The sequence below is a fragment of the Deinococcus proteolyticus MRP genome (assembly GCF_000190555.1).
Classification (GTDB): domain Bacteria; phylum Deinococcota; class Deinococci; order Deinococcales; family Deinococcaceae; genus Deinococcus; species Deinococcus proteolyticus.
The window spans coordinates 1,541,324-1,567,165 of sequence record NC_015161.1 but is presented as its reverse complement, the minus strand read 5'-3'; the positions used below and the strand labels follow the sequence as shown (position 1 = coordinate 1,567,165).

25 protein-coding genes, 1 tRNA gene and 1 pseudogene are annotated in these 25,842 nt (G+C 64.8%); 13 read left to right on the top strand and 14 right to left on the bottom strand.

Translation table 11 applies throughout. The features are described 5' to 3' along the window. Positions 1 to 860 precede the first annotated feature (860 nt). The 10 genes from DEIPR_RS07465 to DEIPR_RS07420 form a co-directional block, all read right to left on the bottom strand. Positions 861 to 1,847 (bottom strand): D-ribose ABC transporter substrate-binding protein, encoded by a 987-nt coding sequence (locus DEIPR_RS07465; RefSeq protein WP_013615224.1) that lies wholly within the window; start codon positions 1,845 to 1,847, stop codon positions 861 to 863. A gap of 45 nt (positions 1,848 to 1,892) precedes the next feature. Beyond that, the gene (locus tag DEIPR_RS07460; RefSeq protein WP_013615223.1) at positions 1,893 to 2,861 is read right to left on the bottom strand and encodes an ABC transporter permease; all 969 of its coding nucleotides are present in this window, start codon (positions 2,859 to 2,861) and stop codon (positions 1,893 to 1,895) included. Then, positions 2,836 to 4,269 (bottom strand): sugar ABC transporter ATP-binding protein, encoded by a 1,434-nt coding sequence (locus DEIPR_RS07455; protein WP_148231808.1) that lies wholly within the window; start codon positions 4,267 to 4,269, stop codon positions 2,836 to 2,838. The genes DEIPR_RS07460 and DEIPR_RS07455 overlap by 26 nt, the downstream gene beginning before the upstream one ends. 80 nt (positions 4,270 to 4,349) lie before the next feature. Beyond that, positions 4,350 to 4,745: a D-ribose pyranase gene (gene rbsD, locus DEIPR_RS07450; RefSeq protein ID WP_013615221.1), complete on the bottom strand. Its 396-nt coding sequence runs from the start codon at positions 4,743 to 4,745 to the stop codon at positions 4,350 to 4,352. Continuing rightward, positions 4,742 to 5,680 (bottom strand): ribokinase, encoded by a 939-nt coding sequence (locus tag DEIPR_RS07445; protein ID WP_013615220.1) that lies wholly within the window; start codon positions 5,678 to 5,680, stop codon positions 4,742 to 4,744. The genes rbsD and DEIPR_RS07445 overlap by 4 nt, the downstream gene beginning before the upstream one ends. Then, a complete protein-coding gene (locus DEIPR_RS07440; RefSeq protein WP_013615219.1) occupies positions 5,677 to 6,699 on the bottom strand; it encodes a LacI family DNA-binding transcriptional regulator in 1,023 nt (340 codons plus the stop codon). The genes DEIPR_RS07445 and DEIPR_RS07440 overlap by 4 nt, the downstream gene beginning before the upstream one ends. 493 nt (positions 6,700 to 7,192) lie before the next feature. Continuing rightward, positions 7,193 to 8,020, bottom strand: a complete 828-nt coding sequence (locus tag DEIPR_RS07435) for a PSP1 domain-containing protein (protein ID WP_013615218.1) — start codon at positions 8,018 to 8,020, stop codon at positions 7,193 to 7,195. A gap of 193 nt (positions 8,021 to 8,213) precedes the next feature. After that, positions 8,214 to 8,296, bottom strand: a tRNA-Leu gene (locus DEIPR_RS07430). Positions 8,297 to 8,369: 73 nt separating this feature from the next. Beyond that, complete coding sequence (locus tag DEIPR_RS07425; RefSeq protein ID WP_013615217.1) at positions 8,370 to 10,400, bottom strand: FUSC family protein; 2,031 nt, start codon at positions 10,398 to 10,400, stop codon at positions 8,370 to 8,372. Positions 10,401 to 10,626: 226 nt separating this feature from the next. Then, on the bottom strand, positions 10,627 to 10,995 hold the full coding sequence (locus DEIPR_RS07420; protein WP_148231807.1) for a hypothetical protein: 369 nt from the start codon (positions 10,993 to 10,995) through the stop codon (positions 10,627 to 10,629). A 277-nt stretch (positions 10,996 to 11,272) separates the two neighbouring features. Here DEIPR_RS07420 and DEIPR_RS07415 point away from each other — a divergent pair, with 277 nt between their 5' ends. The 8 genes from DEIPR_RS07415 (at position 11,273) to DEIPR_RS07380 (ending at position 19,196) form a co-directional block, all read left to right on the top strand. Beyond that, the gene (locus DEIPR_RS07415) at positions 11,273 to 11,563 is read left to right on the top strand and encodes a DUF4212 domain-containing protein (RefSeq protein ID WP_013615215.1); all 291 of its coding nucleotides are present in this window, start codon (positions 11,273 to 11,275) and stop codon (positions 11,561 to 11,563) included. A 1-nt stretch (position 11,564) separates the two neighbouring features. Then, entirely contained in the window at positions 11,565 to 13,268 is a 1,704-nt protein-coding gene (locus tag DEIPR_RS07410; protein ID WP_013615214.1) for a sodium:solute symporter family protein, read from the top strand. 130 nt (positions 13,269 to 13,398) lie between these two features. Then, complete coding sequence (locus DEIPR_RS07405; RefSeq protein WP_013615213.1) at positions 13,399 to 13,851, top strand: RidA family protein; 453 nt, start codon at positions 13,399 to 13,401, stop codon at positions 13,849 to 13,851. A gap of 343 nt (positions 13,852 to 14,194) precedes the next feature. Then, positions 14,195 to 15,994 carry a translation elongation factor 4 gene (gene lepA, locus DEIPR_RS07400; protein WP_013615212.1) on the top strand — a complete coding sequence of 600 codons (1,800 nt, stop codon included), beginning with the start codon at positions 14,195 to 14,197 and terminating at the stop codon, positions 15,992 to 15,994. Between the two features lie 101 nt (positions 15,995 to 16,095). After that, positions 16,096 to 16,614 (top strand): DUF5946 family protein, encoded by a 519-nt coding sequence (locus DEIPR_RS07395; RefSeq protein WP_280985209.1) that lies wholly within the window; start codon positions 16,096 to 16,098, stop codon positions 16,612 to 16,614. Next, positions 16,607 to 17,116 carry a DUF5946 family protein gene (locus DEIPR_RS07390; protein WP_013615211.1) on the top strand — a complete coding sequence of 170 codons (510 nt, stop codon included), beginning with the start codon at positions 16,607 to 16,609 and terminating at the stop codon, positions 17,114 to 17,116. The genes DEIPR_RS07395 and DEIPR_RS07390 overlap by 8 nt, the downstream gene beginning before the upstream one ends. A gap of 85 nt (positions 17,117 to 17,201) precedes the next feature. Continuing rightward, positions 17,202 to 18,092, top strand: a complete 891-nt coding sequence (locus DEIPR_RS07385) for an alpha/beta hydrolase (protein ID WP_013615210.1) — start codon at positions 17,202 to 17,204, stop codon at positions 18,090 to 18,092. A 162-nt stretch (positions 18,093 to 18,254) separates the two neighbouring features. Beyond that, positions 18,255 to 19,196, top strand: coding sequence for an MBL fold metallo-hydrolase (locus DEIPR_RS07380; RefSeq protein ID WP_013615209.1), 942 nt, complete (start codon positions 18,255 to 18,257; stop codon positions 19,194 to 19,196). Positions 19,197 to 19,258: 62 nt separating this feature from the next. On the opposite strand, the gene DEIPR_RS07375 is transcribed toward DEIPR_RS07380, so the two are convergent. Beyond that, complete coding sequence (locus DEIPR_RS07375) at positions 19,259 to 19,783, bottom strand: hypothetical protein (RefSeq protein ID WP_013615208.1); 525 nt, start codon at positions 19,781 to 19,783, stop codon at positions 19,259 to 19,261. 106 nt (positions 19,784 to 19,889) lie between these two features. Further along, positions 19,890 to 20,510 (bottom strand): signal peptidase I, encoded by a 621-nt coding sequence (gene lepB, locus DEIPR_RS07370; RefSeq protein WP_013615207.1) that lies wholly within the window; start codon positions 20,508 to 20,510, stop codon positions 19,890 to 19,892. Between the two features lie 67 nt (positions 20,511 to 20,577). Here lepB and DEIPR_RS07365 point away from each other — a divergent pair, with 67 nt between their 5' ends. The 5 genes and pseudogenes from DEIPR_RS07365 to lplA all read left to right on the top strand — a co-directional run bounded on the left by DEIPR_RS07365 (position 20,578) and on the right by lplA (position 24,355). Then, complete coding sequence (locus tag DEIPR_RS07365) at positions 20,578 to 20,913, top strand: FKBP-type peptidyl-prolyl cis-trans isomerase (protein WP_013615206.1); 336 nt, start codon at positions 20,578 to 20,580, stop codon at positions 20,911 to 20,913. A gap of 87 nt (positions 20,914 to 21,000) precedes the next feature. Continuing rightward, a complete protein-coding gene (locus DEIPR_RS14170) occupies positions 21,001 to 21,162 on the top strand; it encodes a hypothetical protein (protein ID WP_013615205.1) in 162 nt (53 codons plus the stop codon). Positions 21,163 to 21,352: 190 nt separating this feature from the next. Continuing rightward, positions 21,353 to 21,655, top strand: a pseudogene (locus DEIPR_RS07360) (tetratricopeptide repeat protein); the annotation flags it as partial. 34 nt (positions 21,656 to 21,689) lie between these two features. Then, positions 21,690 to 23,225, top strand: coding sequence for a DNA polymerase/3'-5' exonuclease PolX (locus DEIPR_RS07355; RefSeq protein ID WP_013615204.1), 1,536 nt, complete (start codon positions 21,690 to 21,692; stop codon positions 23,223 to 23,225). A gap of 128 nt (positions 23,226 to 23,353) precedes the next feature. Further along, positions 23,354 to 24,355 (top strand): lipoate--protein ligase, encoded by a 1,002-nt coding sequence (gene lplA, locus DEIPR_RS07350; protein WP_013615203.1) that lies wholly within the window; start codon positions 23,354 to 23,356, stop codon positions 24,353 to 24,355. An 87-nt stretch (positions 24,356 to 24,442) separates the two neighbouring features. Here the strand turns inward: lplA and ftsY are convergent, their stop codons facing one another. After that, positions 24,443 to 25,393, bottom strand: a complete 951-nt coding sequence (gene ftsY / locus DEIPR_RS07345; protein ID WP_041222731.1) for a signal recognition particle-docking protein FtsY — start codon at positions 25,391 to 25,393, stop codon at positions 24,443 to 24,445. A 60-nt stretch (positions 25,394 to 25,453) separates the two neighbouring features. Beyond that, complete coding sequence (locus DEIPR_RS07340) at positions 25,454 to 25,774, bottom strand: glutaredoxin family protein (protein WP_013615201.1); 321 nt, start codon at positions 25,772 to 25,774, stop codon at positions 25,454 to 25,456. Positions 25,775 to 25,842: the final 68 nt, after the last annotated feature.

Sequence of the window (25,842 nt, the reverse complement as noted above, 5' to 3'; positions counted from 1 at the left end):
GGGCAGTGGATTGAAACTGGTGGCCGTGGACGTGCTGAAGCTGCGATATTTGGTTTCTGCCTGCCTTCCCAGCAACGCGGACATTCACGACCCAAGCGTCTTTACTCGCGCTGCACCGCCGAAAATCTGCTACCCCTGCACCCACTGGACATTAAGTGCCAAGTAGTGCACAGCATTGTAGATACGTCTCACGCAAGAGCATAGTTGACGCATGAGCCACCGGCCTGACCCCCTCTACATCCCGCCTACTGGGCCTTTACCCGACCCTCAACCGGAAACGGGCGACCCTGCCCACCCCCAAGGTTTTCCCCGCGCTGGAGTGAGTGAAGCATACGAAGGAGCGAACCTGCTGCTGCCTGCTGGTACCCACCAGGCCTTCTATGAGCGCCTGGCGCGTGAGGAAGCGGAGCGCAGAGCGGCTAACGTGGCGAAGAACCGTCCGAAGAAGAAAAAGCAGTAGTAACGGCCGAATACAGCTTGCCTTACCCCTGTCCTCAGAATCGCTGGCAAGTTATTTGACGGGCGCAAGGTACACCATCACGCGGTGGGTGTAGAACGCCGAGCATAACCTTGCCGAGCCGGCAACCAACCCTGATGGACCTGATGTATCAGGCGACCAAGCCTGCGCTAGAGGTAATGTGACTCGCGTTGTGCGTGCCCTTAAGCATGGGTATGTCAGGATTGTGAGTTGACTTGTTGCTGCGATGACTCAACCTATCCGCTGCTAATCGCTTGCTCCTGCTTTGAGCCCCTACGGAATGGACAGCACAAGCGGGTATCTTTTTGCATAACAGAAGTTGGGAGGGGGAGACTAGCCCCCACTCCCATAAATCTTCAGCTAGAGCCGTGCGTAGGACTCGTTACTTGATTAGCTCCAAATCAACCGGGACATTTTCCGTCGTGGCAGGCACGTTGCCGCTGCTGACCACTTCCAGGGCCTTTTCCACGCCCAAGCGGCCAATGTCGCCAGGCTTCTGGGCCACAGTTGCGGCCAGGGTGCCGCCCTTCACAGCGTCTACAGCGTCGGGGGTGGCGTCAAAGCCCACCACCATGATGTCCCGGTCAGCGGCAGTAATGGCCTGAAGCGCCCCCAGAGCCATTTCGTCGTTGTGCGCGAAGACGGCGTCAATCTCCGGCTGCGCCTGCAGGATGTTTTCCATGACGCTGAGGCCTTTGGCGCGGTTGAAATCAGCGGGCTGAGCAGCGACCACGTTCATGCCCGGATTCTCTTTCACGATGATATTGAACCCTTCGCCACGGTCACGGGCTGCGCTGGAGCCGGGAACGCCCTGGAGTTCCACGACATTGCCGCTGCCGCCCAGTTGATCCCGAATGAATTCACCGGCCAGCTTGCCGCCTGCCACGTTGTCCGAGGCGATATGGTAGGCCACCTGTCCGCCGTTGGCGCTGCGGTCTACGGTAATCACCGGGATGCCAGCTTCATTGGCGGTCATGATGCTGGGCACGATGGCGTCACTGTCGGTGGCGTTCACCAGAATCACGTCCACACCACGGGTCACCAGGTCCTCGATGTCGCTGGCCTGCTTGTCGGCCCGGTCCTGAGCGTCCAGCACGGTCAGTTCGGCGCTGCCCGCGTCCGCTGCGGCCTGCGCACCGTCACGCAACTCTACAAAGAAAGGGTTGTTGAGCGTAGAGATGCTCATGCCGATGGTGGTGGCACCCTCACCAGTGGTAGGGGCAGCCGCCGCCTGCTCACCGCTGGCCGTCTCGGTTGCCGTGGCAGAGACCGTCTGCGTGGTATTGGTCTGGGTTGTCGTGGTTTCCTGGGTGTTGTCGCAAGCGGTGGCGAGCAGGGTAAAGGTCAGCAGGGCAAAGATTTTTTTCATAGGGGTTTCCTCCAGAAGGGGGAGAGAGAAAAGAAGAGACAACGCTTAGGCCGAGCGGGAAGAGAGGAATCTCTCGAAGAGAAGGGCGCCGACGATGACCAAGCCTTTGACGATCTGCTGGTAAAAGGCATTCACGTCAAGCAGGTTCATGGCGTTGTTGAGAACACCGATAATCAGTGCGCCCAGCAGCGTCCCGATGACGCCGCCGCGGCCGCCGGCCAGGCTGGTTCCACCGACGACCACAGCAGCAATGGCGTCCAGCTCGAAGCCGGTGCCCGCCGTTGGCTGCGCGGAGTTGAGGCGTGAGGTCAGCACCAGGGCCGCCAGCGCACTCATCAGGCCGCTAAAAGCGTAGGCACTGACCTTCAGGCGGTCTACCGGCAATCCAGCGAAGCGCGCCGCGTCTTCACTGCTGCCCAGGGCGTAGATCCCCCGGCCCCAGCCGGTACGCCGCAGCAGGAACCAGGTTGCCAGCAGTGCGCCCAGGGCCAGCCAGACGGGCGAAGGTACACCCAGCGGGCTGACATTGCCGAACGCCTGAAAGGTTGGGCTGAGTCGGCTCAGCGGCGAACCGTCAGTCATGACCAGCGTCACACCGCGCCAGATGGTCAGGGCCGCCAGGGTCACGATGAAAGGTGCGATCTTGCCGTAAGCGACCATCATCCCATTGAGAGAGCCGATAAGGCCACCGGCAGCGAGACTCAGAAGCACTGTGCCGGCGAACGGTACTCCTGCCTGATCCAGCAAGACGGCGATCACGCCGACCACTGCCAGGATCGAGCCGACAGAAAGGTCAATGCCGCCTTTGAGGATCACAGCGGTCATCCCGAAGGCCAGCAGAGCATTGACGCTGGTCTGACGGGCGATGTTCAGGAAATTGGGCACCGTCAGAAAACGGTCTGAGAGCAGACTGGCAACGACCAAGAGCGCCGCGAACACGAGCCAAAGGCCGTAGCGGGACAAGATCTGGCCCCACGCGGGGGAGCGGTCAGTGCGTGCGTGCACCTGTGACATGGGCAATCACCTCCTCAAGGGTGACAGGGGCATGAAGTTCGGACACGACCTCTCCGCCCCGGAAAACGAGAATGCGCCCGGCCAGTCCCAGCACCTCCTGAGCGTCACCGCTCGAAAGAATGATGGGGAGCCCAGCAGCGGCCAGACCGGCAATGACTTCATAAATTTCCTCCCGCGCCCCAATGTCCACCCCACGGGTGGGTTCTTCCAGAATCAGAACCTTGGGCTGAGCCGCGAGCACCCGGCCCAGCACCACCTTCTGCTGGTTGCCCCCTGACAGGGCGCCAGTCAGGTACTCAGCCTGAGCAGGGCGGATGTGCAGCCGGGCAATCCAGTCCTGCGCCAGTCGGCCCTCGGCACCGGATTGGATCACGCCGGCGCGGGATACCTCTGGCAGGCTTGAAAGGGCGATGTTTTCGCGGATGGTGCCGTCCAGTACGGCCCCCTCAGTTTTGCGGTCCTCCGGCAGAATGCCGATGCCCCGGCGCAAAGCTTCTTCAAGAGAGCGGACCGGTTGCCCGTTCCACAGGCTTTCCCCGCCGATGCCGACCAGAGAGCGCAGCGCGGCCCCCCGGCCACTACCGACGATGCCGACCAGGCCAACCACCTCACCAGCGCGGAGTTCCAGGTGCAGAGGAGACGCTCCTACGGGCCGCGCCTCAATCTGCCACACCGGGTCACCGCTGACCGGCTGGACCCGCGACTGCACCTCCACATGTCTGCCGACCATCCACTCGATAATTTGCTGCTGTGTCGTGTTGGCAACGTCGCTGGTGGCGATATTTTGGCCGTCACGCAGCACCGTGACCCGGTCTGCGATTCGGAATACCTCCCCGAGGTGGTGCGAGATGTAGACCACAGCCACACCGCGCCCACGAATCTGAGCGATGAACTCAAAGAGCTTTTCTATTTCTGGGGCAGTCAGTGGGGCTGTCGGTTCGTCGAACACCAGCACGCGGGGCTCACCTACCAGGGCACGGGCAATCGCCAGCATCTGCCGTTCACCCACGCTGAGTGTGCGGACCGGGACGCCTAGCGGAAGGTCCAGGCCCAGCGAGCGCAGGTGGGCGGCGGCTTGTTCGCGCAACTCGCGGTCACTGACCAGGGGAGACATGTCGCCCAGATACAGGTTTTCCTCGGCGCTCAGGTCAGGGGCGAGGCTTAATTCCTGGAACAGCATCCGGACCCCGTGGTGGGCGGCATCGGCCACACTGCGGAAGCGGACAGGTTCACCGTTCAGGCGCAGTTCGCCCGAGGTGGCTGGCTGAACCCCGGCAAGAATTTTCATCAGGGTGCTTTTGCCAGCGCCGTTTTCGCCCAGCAGGGCGTGAACTTCACCGGCACGCACTTCCAGATGGACGCCGTGAAGCACTTCAACGGAGCCGAAGCGCTTGACGATATCGGTCATGTGCAGCACTGGGGGTTGTGCGGGCAGGGACTGTGCAGACAGTGGCTGAGCTGGGGGAGAGCCTTCATGCAGTGCTGTCATCAGAAGTTCACTCCGCAGTGCAGGATGATATTGGCGTAAGGGGTGGTTTCACCGGTGCGGATGACGGCCAGCGCCTGAGGCAGCTCTTCCTTGAGGGCTTCGTGCGAAATCTCATGGACCGGCACGTCTGGCAGGACACCTCGCAGCTCGCTGTACCACCCGGGCGAGTGGTCCCGCGTTTCCTGCGCCAGGCTGACCGTTTCGACGACAAGTTCACCCAGGATGGCCTGAAGCACAGGCAGCAGCTGGGGCAGCCCGGCGCTGACCGACACATCGATGCACCGGACCTGAGGCGGAATAGGCAGGCCAGCGTCTGCCAGGACGATGCGCTGGGTGTGCCCGGCCTGCGCGACCAGAGCGCTCAGCTCAGGGTTAAGAAGTCCAGACTTTTTCATGCTTGGGTCTCCTGCGCGGTGTGGGCCATCTCTGACTCTTGGGGGGGCTGGTGTCTCCGATATTCGGCCAATGCCGCTGCGGTCTCGTCCGCCCAGGGGATACTGGGCTGAGCGCCCTCACGCGTGCAGGTGAGCGCACTGGCGACGGTGGCTTGTTCCAGAGCCCGGCGCAGTGGCTGACCAGACGCCAGCGCAGCCGCCAGCACCCCCGCGAAGGTATCTCCAGCAGCGGTGGTGTCTTTGACTTCAACCCGGTGGGCGGGTAAGCGCATCAGCTCGGTTCCCTCTACAGCCAGGCATCCCCGCTCACCCAGAGTGACCACCACTGTCTGAGGCCCAGCTGCTTGGGCACGCCGCAATTGGGCTTCCAGTTCCCCATCACCCACCAGCGTTTCCAACTCACCCTCATTAACGAGCAGCAAATTCACATGCTTCAGCAGGTCCACCGGTAGAGCTTGGGCGGGAGCAGCGTTCAGCATCACCTGCACGCCAGTCGCCTGCGCCGCTGCCGAGAAAGCCTGTACCGTGTCCAGCGCCACTTCAAGTTGCAGCAGCAGGTGGGTCACCCTGCTCAGGTCGGGTAAATGCTCCGGGGCCAGCAAAGCATTCGCGCCAGCTGCCACGGCAATGCTGTTTTCACCATCTTCTGAGACAGTGATAAAGGCAGCGCCGGTTGGAGCGTCCAGCCGTATTGTGCGGTCCTGGACACCGCTTTCCTGCAATGAAGCGAGCAGCGGCTCTGCGAAGGGGTCACGGCCCAGAGCGCCCACAAACGCTGTCTGGGCACCGGCCCGGGCGCAAGCAACCGCCTGATTGGCCCCCTTGCCTCCGGGCGCGGTGCGGTAGGTCTGTCCCAGCACAGTTTCGCCTGGGGCCGGCAAATGCGGCAGGCGGGTCACAAAGTCGAGATTGGCACTTCCAGCAACCAGAATCATGCAGGTTCCTCCTGAATAGGGCTTGGCGCAGGGCCTGAAGACTCACGGACAACCAGCCGGGTCGGCACGGTGCAGTTGTCACTAAGCTGCGGGTCTTCAATCGCTTGGAGAGCCAGGCGCACGGCGGTACGGGCCACCTCGTCTGTATCCTGCTGAACTGTGGTCAGTGACGGGTTGGACAGGGCTGCCCAGGAAATGTCGTCGAAGCCGACCACGGAGAGGTCCTTGCCCACGTGGTGCCCCGCTTGGCGCAGGGTGCTGAGTGCGCCCAGAGCCAGGGTGTCGTTGGCACACAGCAAAGCGGTGAACGGCCCGCGTGTCAGTAATTGCTGCGCACCGGCCATGCCGTCTTCAACGCTGTAAGGGCTATAGATGAACAGTTCGGGAGAAATCTGGACCCCGGCTGTACTCAAGGTGTCCAGCATGCCGCGCACACGCTCGCCGGGCTGGCCACGGCGTGCCGGACCGGCCAGAACCGCAAAGCGTATGTGGCCCAGGTCCAGCAAGTGCTGGGCTGCTTGCTGCCCGCCCATATACTTGTCGCTCTGCACGCTCAGATGTGCGCCCCCTGGCCGGTCAAGAATGACGCTGGGGACTGCGCCTGTGTCGGGCGCTTCGGTGTGACTGACCGGGATAATCATCAGAGCGTCAGCGCCGCGCTGCTGAAGGTTATGGATGGCTTCTGTCTGGAGCCTCTCGTCACGGTGAGAGTCGGCCACAAGAACGGCGTAGCCCTGTGCCCGCGCTTCTTCTATCAATGACTGCGCCAGCGCTGGAAAAAAAGGATTGGTCAGGTCGGGCAGCACCAGGCCAAGCGTGAAACTGCGCCCGGTCCGCAGCACCTGCGCGGCATGAGAGGGGACATATCCCAGGTGCTCAATGGCCTGCTCAACCCGGCGCTGCACAGCTGGTGTGACAGCCTTGGTGCCGTTGACAACGTATGACACGGTGGCGGTCGATACCCCGGCGGCGCGGGCGACAGCAGCCATAGTGACGTTGGAGTGTTCGCGTTTGGTCATAAAGTTCCAAGTGGGTTAAACGATTAACCTGAACATAGGCCCGGCCCCGGCCTTTGTCAAGGTGGCGTCAGAGTCTGGGCGTAGAGAGACCCCTGTTCCTGGCTCGCATCGTCCCTCCTGCGGGCTCAATACTGGCAAGTTGGCTCCCCGGATCCCACGTGATCCGGGGTCCTTGAAGCTGCAACTCTCCGCCGCCGCTCCTGGGGATTTCATGCCCAACCCGTGCCCAACGCGTGCCCAACCGGAGCGGGATGAGGCGGGATCTGGCCACCTGAACCGCGAGTGTGCGCTCAGGGGATGCAAGAAAAAATACCGTCCAGAAGGGCATTTTAGGGATTAATTGGACTCATCTAAAATCAAGCGGGAAGGTCCGGCACACGCCTTCTAAGCGGTCGGTCAAAGGTTCAAGTCCTTTAGGGTGCGCCAAGAAGAAACCGAATCCCGCTGAAAAGCGGGGTTTTTTCTTCCAACTTTTGCAGGCTCCAGCCCTGATTCAGTCTCCGGCTCGCCCGCCGCGTTTGCCCTTGCCGCGCTGCACTTCCAGCTCGCTCACGGGGACATGTTCCAGCACGCCGTTCTCGGTGGCCAGGTCCACCTGAGCCGTCAGCGGGTGCAGTTTGGTCACCTTGCCGCAGGCGCCGCTGCCGGTGTGGCAGGCGTGAGCGCCGCGGCGGGGCAGGTCACGCAGCAGTTCCAGGTACATGGGGTGCTCGTACTGCAAGCAGCACATCAGCCGGCCACAGGGACCGCTGAGTTTGTCGGGGTTCAGTGGCAGCTGCTGGTCGCGGGCCATGCGAATGGTAATGGGCGGCAGCTCTTGCAGGAAGCGGCTGGAGCAGTTCTCACGTCCGCAGGCCCCGATGGCGCCCAGCGTCACGGCCTGTTCGCGTGCGCCCACCGCCGCGAAGTTCACGCGGGCCTGGGTGTAGGGGCGCACCTCGGCAATCAGGCCGCGCAGGTCCAGCCGGTCCTCGGCCGAGTAGCTGAGGGTCAGCAGCGCCTCGTCGAGGGTGAATTCCAGGCTGACGATCTTGACCGCCAGCCCCTGCGCCCGGGCTTGGGCCCGCAGGCTCCACTTGATGTCTTCGGCCAGGCCGCTCAGGCGTTCGGCCTGGGCCAGGTCCTCAGGAGAGGCTGCCCGCAGCAGCTGACCTGCAGGTGGCTGGCTGGCCTGCGGACTTCCTGCGCCCGCCTCGCCGCGGGTATAGGCCAGCTCCGGTCCACGCTGGCCCTGCACCACCACCGGCGTGCCGCTGGGATAGGACTGCTCACTGATGACGGCGTGGAGGGCCGGGCTGCGGGGGTAACGGACAAGCTGCATCTCCTTTCAGCATGCCACGGCGGGGGGCTGGGCATGGTGCCGCCCGGTGGAATCGGCCCCGAAAGACCGTGGGCGTCGCCGGTGGGTGGGTCCACGGACTTTTGCACAGATGTAGGCGCGCACGAGGATGCAGATGCTGATAGCGATACAGGATGGAAAAAGCAAAGCCCCCGCGCAGGGCAGGGGCCAGGGGTGGTGCCGGCGGGGGGACTCGAACCCCCACGGTTTCCCGCTTGATTTTGAGTCAAGTGCGTCTACCAATTCCGCCACGCCGGCAGCGGGAGGTGTTCTGCCGAATCCTAGCGTGGCCTGCCGGGGCGGTCAACTGCCAGCGGCCCAGTGGTCTGGTTCAGCGGGTGCCGCGCCGCCGTAGAAGGGGCAGGCTGGGCAAGGCCCGGGGCTGGGGCAACTCGCTCAGCTCCAGCCGGTCCAGCCGCTGCTCGGTGCGGGCCAGCGCCTGGGCCGCCTGCCGGGGGCTGAGGGTACCGCCCAGCAGGTGCGCGTAGATGCCGGCAGTTTCGGCCGCCAGGCTTTCCAGGACTTCCAGTTCTTCCAGAGGATTGCCCCCAGAGTACTCGGACCAGATGGGCTCGGCGCGGCTGGCGCCGGCCACCTCGGCGGCGGCCTTGTAGGCTTCGCCCATCTTCAGGAGCGCCCGGCGCATCGCGTTGGCGGCGGCGTGCACCGGCTGCCTCTCGCCGGGCTGGTCTGTGGATGCGGAAGTGCCGGTCAGATGCTGGGCAAACGTTCGCTGGGCCGCCATGAAGTCGCGCAGGGCCTGCACCGCTTCTTCGCGCAGCTGCGGCAGCCGGCGCACATGCCAGTTGGGCCACAGCTGGTAGGCCAGCACCGCGAGCAGCACTCCGCCGGAGGTCATCCACAGCCGGTCGGCGGCGGCCAGCTGCACTTCCCAGCGGTTCATGGTGGCGAAGGTGTACACCGTAAAGGCCAGTGTGACGGCCAGGTAACCCGCCTGCACGGTGGCGACCACCAGATAGCTGGCCAGCAGAAACAGCGCCGTGGAAAGTGCTTCCGTCAGACCAAACAGCTGCTGAATAAGCAGAATCAGGGCCATGGCGGCCACGGTGCCGCCTATCCGCGCCAGCCCCCGCGTGAGCAGCCGCTGATAGTCCGAGCTGAAAATCAGGGCGTAGGTCATCACCAGCCAGGAGCTGTTTTCCCAGGGAAGTAGGTCGCTGAAGTAGGTCAGTGCGCCGATGCTCAGGCCGTAGTACGCCGAGAACTGCAGCCGGTGCGGGTCGCGCCAGGGCCGCAGCAGCTCCTGCCAGACCGGCTCGTCGGCGCGGCGCTGCACGCTGAGTTCTGGCAAGGTGCCGGATGTGCGGAGCAGCTGAACGGCAGCCAGAACGCTCTGTGCCTCACGGGCCAGCGCTGGGGGCGAGGCGGTCAGCGTCGCCTGCCACTCCCCCCACGCTAGGCCGTCCAGCTGCCAGTGACCGGCTTCAATCCCAACGGCGAACCGGTCCAGCAATGTGGCGGCCGCCTCGGTGACAGCGCTGACCTCCGCTTGCGCTGCTGCTTTGGCGGGGGAAGAAGACACCTCTGCAGGCGTGTCCGCTGCCTGCGCGGGGCCGTCCAGTTCGGCCAGCCAGTGGGCGGCCCTGACCCCGTAGCCGGTCAGGGCGGCGTCCAGGTCGTAGAGGCAGTCCAGCAGCCGGGTCAGTTCGCGCTGCTGTGCCTGCCACTGCGGGTGGTAGTGCTCCACGGTAATCACCTGCGCCCCGGCGAGTGCGGCGGAGTGGTGCAGCATCAGCCCGGGCCGGGGCTGGCCAGGCAGTTGCCGCACGCCTTCGGCCAGGTCGCGGTACACCTGAGCCAACTGCTGGCGCTCGGGCTGGAGTGGGGGCAGGGGCCACATCCGGGTCAGGTAGAATAGCTGCAGCAGCCCGCCCACCACGATTGCCAGACCGTGTGACCACCACAGCTCGGCCGGCAGGTCCTGCGCCGCGTAGGACACCATGTACGAGACACTGATGACTGCGATGGTCTGGTACAGCGGATTGGCGGCCGCCAGCATGGCGAAGCCGAAGGTGCCTATGCCCACCACGCCGGCCGCCAGCAGCCCGTATTCGCCCACCCGCAGGCCCAGCGCCACCGACAGCCCCAGCAGCAGGGTCATGGACAGCAGGATGCGGCCCCGTGTCCGCGAAGGGCCGGTCACGGCGGCCAGGCCCGCCATCAGCGCTCCGGCGGCGGCGGCCAGCGCCAGCGGCTGAGCCACCGGCCCCAGCGTATTCCACACCAGTGCGTAAATCAGGGCAATACCGCTCGCCTGCCGCACTGCCGGCCACAGCAGCAGCTGGCTGCGGCCCAGGCGCAGCGCTTCTTGCCAGAGCTGGCGGCTCAACAGTTGGTGCAAGGTTCTCTCCTGTGTACCGGGTCCTGGGTGCTGGGGGCTTCTCCGCCGGGCCGGCGCAGGCGCCGAGACATGCTCGCTTCCTGGCCCTGTGCCCGCTACCCTAGCGGCCAGAGCTGACCGGCAGCTGTTCGTTCAGGAGGTGCCGGTGGCATCCCGCTCACAAAGCCACCCTAGCGGCCGGGACCACGCAGCGGTCTGACAGAGGCCAGCGAAGAGCGGTGGGTAGTCAGCGCTCTGTGGGTGTGGCTGGAATGCCTGCGGCCGCGGCCGGGCGCCACTGCGAGCCCAGAAACGCGGCCAGCGTCAGGACGAGTGCTGTCACCGGTGGCTGCACGGTTAAGGTCAGGACCATGGCCAGCCCCACGGCCGGCAGGGTGATAAAAGCGGTGCGGACAGCGCGGGCCCCCGGAGAGCCCTCCAGTGGCCAGAAGCGGGCAAAGGCCAGCCCCAGCGCAAAGCCGGCGGCGCTCAGGCCCAGGGTCCACAGCACTCCGGCTGGCGTCAGCGGCGCCTGGGGTGTCTGAGCACGCAGCAGCAGAATCAGCGGCAGCAGGACCACATTCAGCCCCAGCCAGAAGCGAACAGCGCTCAGCATAGGCAGCAGCATAGCAGTTGGAGGGTTTTCGGCCCAAATAGGTGCCGGATATGAGTGTCTGTGTCCGTTATATCTGCTGAATGAATCCTTACATCGATCCTAGGTTAACGAATACTTGCCCCGGCCCGGCATGGGGTGTTAAAGTCAGGCTCCACCATCCCACAATTTTTTCCTCTGGACAGCCAGGACGCTTCGGCCTCCAGGGGCACTGCTTCTAGCCGCGCTGCTTTGGCTGGTCCTTTTTCTGAGCCCTGCTTTTTCCCGACAGGAGGACCGCATGACCCATACCCCACTTCCACCCGGCACGCCGGCAGCGGAGCACCGCCGCCGCCAGCAGTACTGGCAGGCCACCCTCCGCCTCACGCTGGGGTTGCTGGCCGTCTGGCTGTTCGTGAGCATCGGCCTGGGCGTGTTGCTGGCCCCCGCGCTTGACCGCTTCCAGATTCTGGGCGGCCCCCTGGGATTCTGGATCGGGCATAACGGCGCTATCTACGTGTTTATCGCCTTGATTGCCATCTATGCCAGCCGGATGGCCGCCCTGGACCGGCAGTTCGGAGTAGGAGACTAGCGTGAACGACGTTCAACTGTGGACCTACGGGCTGATTATCGCCACTTTCGCCCTGTATATCGGCATCGCCTACGCCACCCGCGTGCGCGACACCAAGAGCTTTTACGTGGCCGGACAAGGCATTGCGCCGGTGTGGAACGGCATGGCGATTGCCGCCGACTGGATGTCGGGGGCGTCGTTCCTGTCTTTGGCCGGCATCGTGGCTGCGCTGGGCTACGACGGCAGCATGTACCTGATGGGCTGGACCGGCGGTTACGTCCTCCTGGCGCTGCTGGTGGCTCCCTTCCTGCGCAAGTTCGGCAAGTTCACCGTGCCCGATTTCGTGGGGGACCGCTACGGCTCCAACCTGCTGCGCGGTCTGGCGGCCCTGACCGCCGTGCTGATTTCCATGACTTACATCGCCGGGCAGATGCGCGGGGTAGGTGTGGTGTTCTCGCGCACGCTGGACGTGTCGGTGGATATCGGGGTGATGCTGGGAGCGGTCATCGTGTTCTTCTATGCGGGGCTGTCGGGCATGAAGGGCATCACCTGGACCCAGGTGACCCAGTACCTGGTGCTGATTCTGGCGTTTATCATTCCGCCCATCGTGCTGAGCGGGCAGCTGACCGGCAACCCAGTGCCGCAGATTTCCTTTATGGGCATGGTGCCCGAGCTGAACAGCCTGCTGACCGAGCTGGGCTTTCCGGCCTACACCGAGCAGCTGCGCTCCATGACCGACAAGGTGGCCCTGACCATGGCGCTGATGCTGGGCACCGCCGGCTTGCCACACGTCATCACCCGCTTTTTCACCACGCCGGATGTGAAGGGGGCGCGCACCAGCGCGATTTACGCCCTGGGCTTTATCGCGGTGCTGTACACCACCGTGCCGGCCCTGTCGGTGATTGCCAAATCCAACCTGATCAACCGGCTGGACGGCACGGTCTACGCCGAAGCGCCAGGCTGGTTCACCAAGTGGGAAAACACTGGCCTGCTCAAGCACGCCGACAAAAACGGCGACGGCATCATTCAGTACCGCCCCGGCAAGGCCCTGCTCGCCGACGGCACCCCCGACCCCAAAAACGCCAATGAACTGCATTTTGACAACGACATCCTCGTGATGGCGACTCCCGAAATCGCCGGTCTGGCTCCGTGGGTGATTGGCCTGGTGGCTGCCGGGGCAATGGCGGCGGCGCTCTCGACCGCTTCGGGCCTGCTGATTACCATCTCGGGAGCGGTGGCGCACGACATCTACTACAAGCTGCTGCGCCCCGACGCCAGCGAAAGTGCCCGCCTGAATGCTGGCCGCCTGACCGTGCTGGTGGCGTCGGTCCTCGCGGCTTACTTCGGCATCAATCCGCCGGGGCTGGTCGCCGAGACAGTGGCGATGGCCTTCGGCATTGCGGCGGCCACCTTCGCGCCGATGCTGATTTTGGGCATTTTCGACAAGCGCATGAACTGGCAGGGGGCGACCGCCGGCTTGCTGGTGGGCTTGCTGTGCACGGCCGCCTATATCTGGTATTTCACCCCGTCCATCGGTGGTCCCGGCACGCCGGACCAGTACCTGTTCGGCATCAGCACCCAGGGCTTCGGCACCATCGGCCTGCTGCTGAACGTGGCCGTGTCGCTGCTGGTCAGCCGCCTGACCCCGCCGCCCAGCGCCGAGACCCAGGCCATCGTGGAAAGTGTGCGTTATCCGGACGGCGCCGGCGCGGCCCAGGTCCACTGAGCGGCGTGCGTTCTTGCCTATTTGGCCCCGGCAGCGGCTGCCCTGTGCCGCGACAAAGGCCGATGAGGGCCACCCTCAGCAAAATTTAGGGGACGCCGGGAATCTTCGGCGTTCCTTGCTACGGTGAGGCATGAAACCTTTCACTGTGCTGGTCCCGTTGCTGCTCGTTCCCACAGCCCTGGCTGGCGGCGCTGAAGTGCCTGCGCCCACGCCGACACCGGCCATCACTTACCACCCGTCCGGCGGCACGCTGCCTTTCTCGGACGCAGTGGAGGTGGACAACACCCTGTACCTGTCGGGCAAAATCGGCACCGGCGCCGACGGCAAGCTGGTGGCCGGCGGCGTGAAGGCCGAAACCCGGCAGGTGCTGGACAACATCGAAGCTTCGCTCAAGCGTTATGGCTACACCCGTGCCCAGCTGGTGAAATGCACGGTGATGCTGACCGATATGCAGGACTTTGCCACCATGAACGAGGTATACGGCGCCTGGATGGTCAGGCCGTATCCGGCCCGCTCTACCCTGGGCGTGTCCGGGCTGGCACTGGGAGCCAGCGTGGAAATCGAGTGCATCGCAGCCAAGTAAGTGTTGCGGCATTGTAGGCATTAGTGCTTGCGGCTTGAGTGCGCAGCGCTCTACCGGGGCTGGTGGGTAGCACGTTCAGGTCTTTGTGTCCCCAGTTCTCCATCACTGCGGAGCAGGCTGCGTCCAAGTCGGGCGCAGGCCCCGCCTGCTTAACCCCCGCCCGCAGCACGTTGCGTTCGCTGGCGCTATCTGGAGTCACCGTGTGGCGAGGTTGGCACCTTCCTCCTGCTCCTCCTTCGCCGCGCATAAGCGGTGCGAGCATCCTGAGATGACGTCTGACCGTAGCGGGAAAAGCCGCGCCGTGCCTGCGCCGCTCCCGCCTTTTCCCCTAGACTACAGAGCAATGACCCGCAGCCCGAACATTCGTAACTTTTCTATCATCGCCCACGTGGACCACGGCAAGTCCACGCTGGCGGACCGTATTCTTGAGCAGCTTGGCGCGATGGGAGAGCGTGACAAGCGTGACCAGACGCTCGACACGCTGGAGCTGGAGCGCGAGCGCGGCATCACCATCAAGTCCACCCCGATTCGCCTGGGCTACACCCGCCCCAACGGCGAGTCGTACATCTTCAACCTGATTGACACCCCCGGCCACGTGGACTTCAACTACGAAGTCTCGCGTTCGCTGGCGGCGTGTGAAGGCGTGCTGCTGCTGGTGGACGCTTCGCAGGGCGTGGAAGCACAGACCATCGTGAATGCGTACCTGGCGATTGACAACGACCTGGAAATCGTCCCTGTCGTCAACAAGATTGACCTGCCCGCCGCCGACCCCGAGGGAGCCGCGCAGGAGCTGGAAGAGGTCATCGGCATTCCCGCCGAGGACGCGGTATTCGCCAGCGGCAAGACGGGCGCGGGCGTGCCCGACATCCTCGAAGCGATTGTGGAGAACATCCCTGCGCCCAGCGGTGACCCAGAGGCCCCCCTCAAGGCGCTGATTTTCGACTCGTTCTACGACGCTTATCAGGGCGTGATTCTGTTCGTGCGGGTGCTGGAAGGCACGCTGAACCCTAAGGACCAGATTTACCTGATGAATGCGGGCAAGAGCTTCGATGTAGACAAGGTGGGCACCTTCAGCCCCGGCCTGGTGGTGGGCGACACGCTGCCCGCAGGCGCGGTGGGCTGGGTGGCCGCAGGCATCAAGGACATTCAGGATGCGCAGGTGGGTGATACGCTCACGGGCAAGGAGAGCCGCACCGCTGAGCCTTTCCCTGGCTTCAAACCTGCTCAGCCGGTGGTGTTCAGCGGTCTCTATCCCACCGACACCGAGGACTACCGCAAGCTGCGTGAGGCGCTGGAAAAGCTCAAGCTCAACGACGCGGCCTTCTCGTTTGAACCTGAAACCTCCGAGGCGCTGGGCTTCGGCTTTCGCTGCGGTTTCCTGGGGCTGCTGCACGCCGAAATCATTCAGGAGCGCCTGGAGCGCGAGTACGACCTGGACCTGATTGCCACCGCGCCCGCCGTGGTGTACCGCGTCACGCTGACCAACGGCGAAGTGTTCGAGACGCAGAACCCCGCCGAGTTCCCCACCCGTGACCGCATTGAGCTGGTGGAAGAACCCTACATCAAGCTCTCGGTGATGGTGCCTGAGGAATATGTCGGCCCCATCATGCAACTCTTGCAGGAGCGGCGGGGCGCGATGCAGACCATGAACTACATCGGCAAGCGGGTGGAGCTGGTGTATGAAGTGCCGTTCGCGGAGATTCTGTACGATTTCCATGACCGCCTCAAGAGCATTTCGCGTGGCTACGCCAGCATGGACTACGAGCAAATCGGCTACCGCGAGGGTGACCTCCGCAAAGTGGATATTCTGGTCAACAACGAAGTGATTGACGCCCTCGCCGTGATTGTTCACGAAACCAAGACCTACTCGCTGGGCCGCAAAATCGTGGACAAGATGGCCGAAGTGATTCCCCGCCAGATGTTCCCCGTGCCGGTGCAGGCTACCATCGGCGGCAAAATCATCGCCCGCGCCACCGTCAAGGCGTACCGCAAAGACGTGCTGGCAAAGTGTTACGGTGGCGATATCACCCGCAAGAAGAAGCTGCTGGAAAAGCAGAAAAAGGGCCGCGCCCGCATGAAGCAGTTCGGCACGGTGGAAGTGCCGCAAGAAGCCTTCCTGGCAGTGCTGGCGAACGAAGACTGAGTTGAGTGGGACTGAGGGGCAGCTTAAAGCTTGCCCGCAACAGGTCATGTGAACTGCCCAGGACTTGAGCCTGACACTACGTGAGGCTTTATCGTCTGGCCATGAACTGTGATTGCGGGGCAGCTGTCGCCTCCGAAGATGGCCCCAGCCACGCGTATATGTCCGCCCTGCCCGCCTGCTGGCGCAGCTACGGTGAGCTGATGGCGCGCCTGTCTGCACACGGTGTGTCGGCTCCTCTGCATATGGACGCCTACGCTGCGCAGCATCCAGGCAACGCCTTGCAGGACAGGCGGCAGCGCGGCTCCGTTGCTGTTCACCTCATTGTTTTGGGCGCGCACTTTGATTTCGGTCTGCCCTTGTCGCACCTTCCCCGTTTTCGGTCAAGCGTCAGTTCAACCTTGCTGCCGCGCGTTGGCTTGCAAGACTGGCCCGCCCTGGAACCGCCGAAAACATGGGGGGAACTGCACGCTCCTGGGATTCTTTGCCTTGCCGAAGATGACCTCCAGAGCGCCATCTCTCATTGGGCCGCCCAAGTCTGGGAGGTGTGGGCCAGGCAGGATACCCCTGTTCTCGGCTGGATACAGATACTGATGGAGGCGGACCGGAAGCGCTATGGCTGACATTCAGTGTCCCTCCTGTGGCCTGCTGCATCCCGATCTGGGTCTCCCACGCCCAAAAGGCCTTCTGGCTTCCGGGGAATGTTACGCGGCCAGCAGCCAGATCCTCTCGGCTTTCTATCTGCCCGCCCTGGTCAGCAAACGCCAGTATGTTGTAGACGCCTATGCCTGTACCCATCCGGACGACACCACTCGGCTGGGGGTGCAGACGACGGCTCTGTGTCTGATGACGCTTCAGCTGTATATGGAGTGTGGCCAGGCCGTGGCCGAGGGGTCGGCCATGCACCGGGAAATGATGCAGTCTCGCCCTGATTTCTTTACGCCACTGGCTAGACCACCGCTTGGGCACCTGCCGACCTTCCAGATCTTTGAGGGGGTCCTGGATACGGAGCGTGGCCGGTTGGCGCGGGAGTGGGCAGAGCAGGTCTGGCAGGCATGGTCGCCGCACCATGCCCAGGTTCGTGCCTGGAACCTGCGTTTGGTGCCGCACCGGGTCTCTTCATAAGGGTTGCCTGGCGGTCTGGTGAGCCAACAGTTGGCTCTACCGAGCGGAAGGCGGCTCACCTTGCTGTGGCTGCTCAAGGTCAATCATGCCTGCTATGACTTCCCGCTCCTTTCGCCGCGCCGCGCTCTTCACTGCGGGTGCGTTGGCGCTGACCACTGCCCTGAGCAGTTGCTCGGCCCAGAATGCCCAGCAGAACCTCAACCGCCTGATTTCCACCCGTGGCCTGACCGTACAGACCGACCTGGCCTACGGTCGGGACGCCCGGCAGCGGCTGGACATCTACGCGCCGCAAGGTGCTCAGAACGCGCCCACGGTGCTGTTTATCCACGGTGGCAGCTGGAACAGTGGGGAGAAATCCGAATACCGCTTCGTAGGCGAAAGCCTGGCTCGCGCCGGCTACGTGGTGGGCGTGATGAACTACCGTCTGGCCCCGCAGTTCCGCTATCCCAGCTATGTCCAAGACAGTGCTCAGGCCCTGGCCTTTTTGCGCTCGCAGGCCGCGCAGTACGGTGGCAGTCCCGACAACCTGTTTGTGATGGGTCACTCGGCCGGGGCCTTCAACGCTGTGGAAGCGGTGGTTAACGGGCGCTGGCTGCGCGAAGCTGGGGTGCCGGTCTCGGCGGTGCGCGGGGTGATCGGGCTGGCAGGGCCGTACTCCTACGATTTCCGCGACTATTCCAGCCGTGAGGCCTTCCCACAGGGCGGCCTGCCGGATGAGATCATGCCTGACCGTCACGTGCGCCGGGACGCACCGCCCCACCTGCTGCTGGTGGCCGAGAACGACACCACCGTGCACCCCCAGAACGCCCTGAACATGGAGCGGGCGCTTCAGGCCGCCGGGGTGCCGGTGGAGCGCCGGGTGGTGAAAGGGGTCAACCACGTCACCATCGCCGCCGCGCTGGCCCGGCCGCTGGGCTGGCTGGGCGACACGCGCAGTCAGGTGCTGGAATTCATCGAGGCCCGCCGCCTGCGCTGAAAGGACGGGCAAACCCCCGCAAGGCTGCGCGGCAGGGGAGACCGCACCTCTGCGCTGCAGCCGGTCACGGCCCGTGAAAAATCCCACGCCGTGCCTTGCGGCAAGCTTTGAACTGCGGCCCTCTGACCATTCGGCGTGGGGGCCGGCCTTTTACCCTGGGGCATGCGAGTTTCTTTTCAGCTGACGGCCCCACCTTCCGGTGCTCCTGCGGTGTCCAGTTTCGGCGGCATTCAGGCTCTGCGCCGCGACCTCTACCGCGTGCGCCTGCCGCTGGTCAACGTGTTCCTGCTGGGTGAGCCGGGAGGGCCGTGGGTGCTGGTGGACGCCGGCATGCCCGGCACGGCTGAGCTGATTCTGCGGGCTGCCCGCGAGATTCACGGTGCCAGGCCCCCAGCCGCCATCGTGATGACGCACGGTCACTTCGACCATGTGGGCGCGCTGCACGACCTGCTGCGCCACTGGCCGGTGCCGGTCTATGCACACGAACTGGAGCTGCCCTACCTGACCGGCGAGGCGGCCTATCCGTTTCCTGACCCCACCGTGGGCGGCGCGATGAGCCTGCTCTCGCCCGCGTTTCTGCCGGGCCCGTACGACTTCCGCCCGCAGGTGCGGAGGTTGCCGGAAGGCCGCCTGCCGCATGTCCACGGCTGGCAGTGGCTGCATACGCCGGGCCACACCCCCGGCCACGTCTCGCTGTGGCGTGACTCCGACCGCACCCTGGTGGTGGGCGACGCTTTCGTGACCACCCCGCAGCAGACCGTGCGCGGCGCCCTGCTGAACGACCCCATGCAGGTGCAGGGTCCGCCTCCCTACTACACGCCCAACTGGGAAGAAGCCCGCGCCTCTGTGCAGAATCTGGCCGGGTTACAGCCTGAACTGGCTGCCACCGGGCACGGTCACCCCATGTCCGGCGAACGCCTGCGCCGTGAGCTGGACGCCCTGGCCCGCACCTTCGACGCCGAGGCCCGGCCTCAGCGCGGCTGGTATCTGTCGCATCCGGTGCCCACCGAGCGGCGCGGGGCCGGCGACCCCGACCCGATGCGGACCCTGTTCCTGGGCGGTCTGGGGGCAGCGGCGGCCGCCTGGCTGTGGCTGCGGCGCTAGTCCGAAAAACAACAAAAGGAGCGCCCCTGATGGGAGGCGCTCCTTTTGCCTGACTGGCAGATTTACTTGAACTTGACCGACTTCAGGATGGTGTTGAAGGTCTTGTCGCGGTTGGCGGCGTAGGTGGCGGGCTTGTCCATCAGCTGGAAGGCGTACACGTTCTTGGCGCCCAGGCCCATCCACAGGCGCACGCGCAGCTCGTTGCCGCCGCCGGTCAGCGAGTATTCCATTTCCTTGCCGGCGATGTTGCCGTAAGAAGCGTCTTTGGCCCCCAAGCGCTTGAGGTTAATGGTGCCGTTGCTACTCAGCTCCTTCTCGAAGGCGGCCACAGCCTTGGGCAGGGTGTTTACGGCGGCCGTCTTGGGAATGTAGGTCAGACGGATCAGGGGCAGGAAGGGGGCCTTTTGCGCCGAGGTCAGGTTCACGCCGGCCGGGCCCTTCATCTGCAGGCCGTACCAGTCGGCGGGCAGGCTGACGGTGTAGGGCAGGGCGTTTTCGGTGTAGGTCACGTACTGCTGGGCGGAAGCGGGCGCAGCCAGCATCGCAGCGGCGGCCGTAGCAAGGGCAATCTGAGGCTTGAAGTTCATGTCTGTCACGCTACCAACCCCGCATGAGCATTCGATTGGCCGAGTCTGACGTAAAGCTGATGTAGGCGTAGGTTTTTTGTCCTGTGGGCCGCCGTATGGCCCGCCGTCAGGGTGGGGTACCCGGCAGCACATCTGGCCTGGGCCACAGCCGCCGGGGCACCTCGCCCAGCACGTCCTGCACGCGGACTGGCCCGTAAGCACGCGAGTCCAGGCTGCTGCCCACCCGGCGGTTGTCGCCCATCACCCACAGTTCGCCGCTGCCCAGCGTGCGGGGGGGCAGGTCGTCCACCCAGCCTTCCGACACGTAGCTTTCGGCCAGAGCGTGTCCGTTGACCCACACCTGCCCGCCGCGCAGCTCTATCCGGTCTCCAGGGACTCCCAGCACCCGCTTGATATGCACCGGGCGCGTCTGGAACTCCCGGCCCAGCAGTGTGCGGCTGGTATAGGAATACGGGCTGTCCGGCGGTCCCCGGAACACGACCACGCTGCCGCGCCGGGGAAAGCCGGGGTCCAGCAGGCGCGGGTATTTCAGCAGCAGCAGGGTGTCACCGCTGCGGAGGGTGGGGTTCATGGAATCGCCACTCACCCGCGCCAGCGACGCTCCGAAAGCCAGCACCAGCCACAGCGCCAGCGTGCCCAGCAGCCAGGGCCAGCTCTCGGCCCAGAAGACCCGGAGGGCACCGGGGGAGCGGGACGGAGAAGCGGGGGGGCTGGGGGGAGCGGACATGGCCTGAAGTTTAGACCTTGTTGAGCCCCGCCTGTCTCGGCGCCTCAGTCCCGCTACTCTGGGGAACATGAGCCAAGAACTCAAGATTGAAAAGTACCAAGAAGGCAGCGGCCCGGTGGCCGAAAAGGGCCACACCGTGAGCGTGCACTACACCGGCACCCTCGAAAACGGCCAGAAGTTCGACTCCAGCCGCGACCGTGGTGAGCCGATCTCGTTCGTGCTGGGCAGCGGTCAGGTCATTCAGGGCTGGGACCAGGGCATCCAGGGCCTGCGGGTAGGCGACAAGGCCCGGCTGACCATTCCCAGTGACCTCGCCTATGGCCCCCGCGGCATCCCCGGCGTCATTCCCGGCGGCGCCACGCTGGTCTTTGATGTGGAACTGATGGATACCCGCCAGGGCTGACCCGGTTCCCTGCCTCCGGCCGCCGACTGACCAGCAGGTCGGCCTGGCCGGAGGCTTTGCTTTGCCGGTTTACTTTAGACTCTGCCTATGCCCAAGCACCCAGGCACGACCGAGCGCCGGACGGAACCGCCGCCCCGTGACCGCTACGAGCAGCAGCGGGAGCGCAACGGCCAGTTCTGGAAGACCAACCTGCTGCTGGACGCCGTGATGACGGTGGTGGTGGCCCTGGGCCGCATCTGGGGCCGTTAGGCCAGCTGGCCGCTGTGGAAGGGGGCTGACTCCAAGCAGACTGGGAGCAGGCCGACGGGTGGCCCGCCGCTGAGCTGGTGCGCCGCATGGACGCGCTGGCGGCCCAGGCTTCCTACCCCGCGCTGGCCGCTTTCGAGCAACAGGTGCCTGTGACAGCACCGGCGATGAGGCCAGCGCTGAAGCCTTTTACCGCGCGGCCCTGGCGGCAGGCTTGGATGAACCCCGCCGCCGTCAGGCCACCATCCAGCTGGCGAGCACGCTGCGCAACCTGGGGCGGCCAGAGGAGAGCCTGGCCCTGCTGGACGCCGAGCTGGCGCAGCGGGACGAATGGTGGGAGGCGGTTCGGGTCTTTCGTGCGCTGGTGCTGGCCGACCTGGGCCGTGAGCGGGAAGCCCTGAGCGACGCCCTTCACCTGCTGGCTGGACATTTGCCGATGTATCAGCGTTCGGTCCGGCATGACGCGGCGGCGCTGCTGGAAGCCCAAGAAGGCTAGGTCGCTGCGCCCAAGCCTCTATCATGCGGGGGTTATGGCTGATGTCACCCGCAAAGACCTGGTCCGCGCCCTGAACGCGACCGCCGACCTGTTGGATGTGCTGGGAAGCGACGAGGGCGGGTTCCGGGCCACCGCTTACCGCAACGCCGCCCGCAGCCTGGACCGCCACGAGGCGAGCTTGGAGGAGTTGCAACAGACGCGGTTCGCCGGTGTGCCCAAAGTCGGCAAGGGCATCGCCGCCGAGCTGCTGGCCTACCTTGACTCGGGCCGCTTTGCCCCGCTCGACGAGGCCGCCGAAGGGGTGCCCGAAGGCGTGCAGGGGCTGTTTGCTGTGCGTGGGCTGGGGCCGAAAAAGGTGCGAGCGCTGTGGGACGCGGGCATTGACTCGGTGCCTGCCCTGCGCGACGCGGCGCAGAGTGGCATACTGGCCGCCGTCAAGGGCTTCGGGGCCAAGGGCGCACAGACGCTGGGCCAGGCAGCGCAGTTCGTACTGGACGCGCAGGACCGCTTCCTGCTCTCGCAGGCGACCCTGGCGGCGGAAGCGGTTGCCGGAGCACTCGCGCAGGCTGGCTTCGGGACCGAGTTCAGCGGTGACCTGGGCCGTAGCCGCGACACGCTGGGCGGGGCCGACCTGACTGTAAGTGGGGGAGAGCCTGCCGCCTGGGCCCAGACGTTGGCGGCACTGGAAGGTTGGGCGGCGGGCGAGCAGACCGCCGAGAGCCTGAGCGGGCGCTGGGGCGGCGTGCCTGTGCGGTTGGAGCGTGGCGAGCCTGCTGCTCTTTTTCTGCCGTTCGATGAACCCGAACACGCGGGCCTGACCCTGCCCGAGCCAGCCGCGCTGCTGCAAGTGGCCGACATTCAGGGGATGCTGCACACCCACTCGGTCTGGTCCGACGGCACCGCCACCCTGCGCGAGATGGTGGCGGGCGTGCAGACGCTGGGGCACGCTTACCTTGGCACGGGCGACCATTCGCAGTCGGCAGCCTACGCGGGTGGGCTAACGCCGCCGCGCCTGCGCGAGTACATCGCGGAAATCCGTGCCCTGCAAGCCGAGGGCCTGCCCATCCTGGCGGGGGCCGAGGTGGACATTCTCCCTGACGGCTCGCTCGACTACGCCGACGACCTGCTGGCCGAGCTGGACTATGTGGTGGCGAGCGTGCACTCGGGCTTCGGGCTGAGTGCTGCCGACCAGACGGCGCGGCTGGTGCGGGCCGCCTCGCACCCGCTGGTGAATATCCTGGGCCACCCCACCGGACGCCTGCTGCTGCGCCGCGAGGGCTACGCGCTGGACATTGACGCCGTGCTGGACGCCTGCGCTGCTTCGGGCACCGCCGCCGAAATCAATGCCAACCCCTGGCGGCTGGACCTGCGCTGGCAGGACGTGCTGCGCTGGCGCGGACGGGTCAAGTTCAGCATCAACACCGACGCACACTCGGTGGCGGGCCTGCGCGACCTGCGCTACGGCGTGCTGATGGCGCAGAAAGCGGGCCTGACCTCTGCCGACGTGGTGAACTGCCTGGATATGGCGGCGTTCAGGGCGTGGGCGAGGCCAGTGAGCAGCGGGGGATAGAACATGGTCTAAGGGTCTGAGAGTCTAAAGGTTTAAGGGAGGGCAGGAAGGTCCTCCGCCCTTAGACCCTTCGACTTCGCAAGGCACGTTTGCCGGAACTCCCACTGCCCGGCGATACACTGGGCACCATGCACTACATCCGCAACGCCGAGAACCACGACGTGACCGTCAATCTGGCGCTGGAAACCTATCTGGTCAGAAACCGCCTGGTCGATGGTCCGCTGCTGCTGTTCTACATCAACGACCCCTGCGTCATCGTGGGGCGCAATCAGAACACCATCGAGGAAATCAACCGCGAGTATGTCGAGGAAAATGGCGTGCAGGTGGTACGCCGATTGTCGGGGGGCGGCGCGGTGTATCAGGACGGCGGCAACCTCTGTTACTGCTTTATCAAGGATGATGACGGCTCGTTCCGTGATTTCGCCAGCTTTACGGAACCTGTCGTGTCGGCACTGCAGCGGATGGGCGCGGCAGAAGCGGCACTGCGCGGCCGCAACGACCTGGTGATTGGCGACCAGAAGATTTCGGGCAACGCCATGTACGTGGCAGGGGGCCGCATGACCGCCCACGGCACGCTGCTGTATGACGTGAACCTGGACCATGTGGCCGCCGCGCTGAAGCCGCCGAAGGAAAAAATCGAGTCCAAGGGCATCAAGTCGGTGCGTGCCCGCGTGACGAACATCCGCCCGCACCTGGCTCCCGAATTTCAGGGCATGACCACCGGCGAATTCCGCGACGAAATCCTGCGCCAACTGGCCCAGCAAAGCGGCGAGGAACCTACCGAATACCAGCTCACCGGGCATGACTGGCAAGAGATTGAGCGGATTCGCCAGGAGTACTTCCTGAATTGGGACTGGAACTTTGGCCGCTCGCCCGATTTCAGCCTGGAGCGCCGCCACAAGTTTGCCAGCGGCCTGATTGACGTGCGGATGAACGTGGAGAAAAAGCATATTCAGGACATCCGCATCTACGGCGATTTCTTCGCGCTGGACGACGTGGCCGACCTTGAGCGGGCGCTGACAGGCGTGCCTTACCGCCCCGAGGACATTGCGGCGGCGCTGGAACCGTTCGACCTTTCGCGCTATTTCGGGGCCGTAGAGCGTGAGGAGTTCGTGCGGCTGATTATCTGAGCCTGGCCGACAGACGGAGGCGGTGGCTGGTTTTTCATACGGGGGGAAACCAGCCACCGCCACGTTCGCTCTTTTCTACGCTCTTTCCTACTGGGCCAGCAGCGCCTCCACATATTCCGCCGCGTTGAAAGGTTGCAGGTCGTCGGCCTGCTCGCCCACGCCGATAAACTTAATCGGCACGCCCAGCTCGCGCACAATCGGAATCAGGATGCCGCCCTTGGCCGTGCCGTCCAGCTTGGTGACCACCACGCCGGTCAGCGCAATAGCCTCGTTGAACTTCTTGGCCTGTTGCAGCCCGTTCTGGCCAGTCACGGCGTCCAGCACCATCCAGACCTCGGCCGGTTCGCCCGCGTCGGCCTTGCCAATGACGCGGTGAACCTTTTGCAGCTCCTGCATCAGGTTGGTCTGGTTGTGCAGGCGCCCAGCCGTGTCCACCAGCAGCAGGTCGGTACCGCGTGCCTTACGCTTGTCGGCGGCGTCGAAGGCCACGGCGGCAGGGTCGCCGCCTTCCTTGCCCTGCACCACCGGCACGCCGAGGCGGTTGCCCCACACTTCCAGCTGCGCTCCGGCCGCGGCGCGGAAGGTGTCCCCGGCTCCGAACATCACGCTCTTGCCGTGCTCCATGTAGTGCTGTCCCAGCTTAGCAATGGTCGTGGTCTTGCCCACCCCGTTCACGCCGATGACCATCACCACGTGTCCGGCGGGTTCTACCGGCGAGGGTTTGACCCGTGGCTGAAACCAGGGGGTCAGGCCGTTGCTGCCGGCCGCCGGTTCCTGCTTGGGGGGTTCAAGCTGCTCAATCAGGGCGTCGGACAGGGCCGCCAGCAGGTCGGGGCGGCGGCTGGCCTGCACACTCCTGAGAATGTCGGCAGTGGCTGGCCCGCCCACGTCGGCGGCCAGCAGCGCCATTTCCAGGTCTTCGAGGGCGCCTTCGTCACGGGTGTAGGAACGCAGGTCACGGCCCAGAAAGCCGGCATTCTGATTCAATTGGGCGCGGGTTTTTTGCAGTCCTCCGCGCAGTCGGTCTGCCCATGTCATGTGCTTCACCATAGCGCCTGCTTGCGGAATTGATCCGGGCCGAAACGGCATTGCCGGGCATCAGTGCAGCTGCCGCGGCGCGCTGCTCAGTTCCCGGCGCAGCCGAATCAGCCGCAGCTGCAGCGCGGGCAGACTGCTGCGGGTCAGAGGGCCTCGGTGCAGGGTCCGCTCGCCGCCGGGCAGCGGTAGCGTCAGCACCGGTACGTGGTGGCCGTAGCGGGCAATCAGGTCCTCGTCGCCCGCGATGTCCACGCGCTGAAAGGGCACTTCCCATGCTCGGAGCAGCGCTTCGGCCTGCTGGCAGAGTTTGCAGCTGGCGCGGGTGTAGAACACTGGGATAAGTGGGGTGGAGGGAAGCGGGGCAGCGGCAGAGTCGGTCATGCTGCCTTGCGGTGTAGCACGGGGCAGTAGCCGAATGCCAGAGCCATGAATGCTGGAGCCGTGAATGC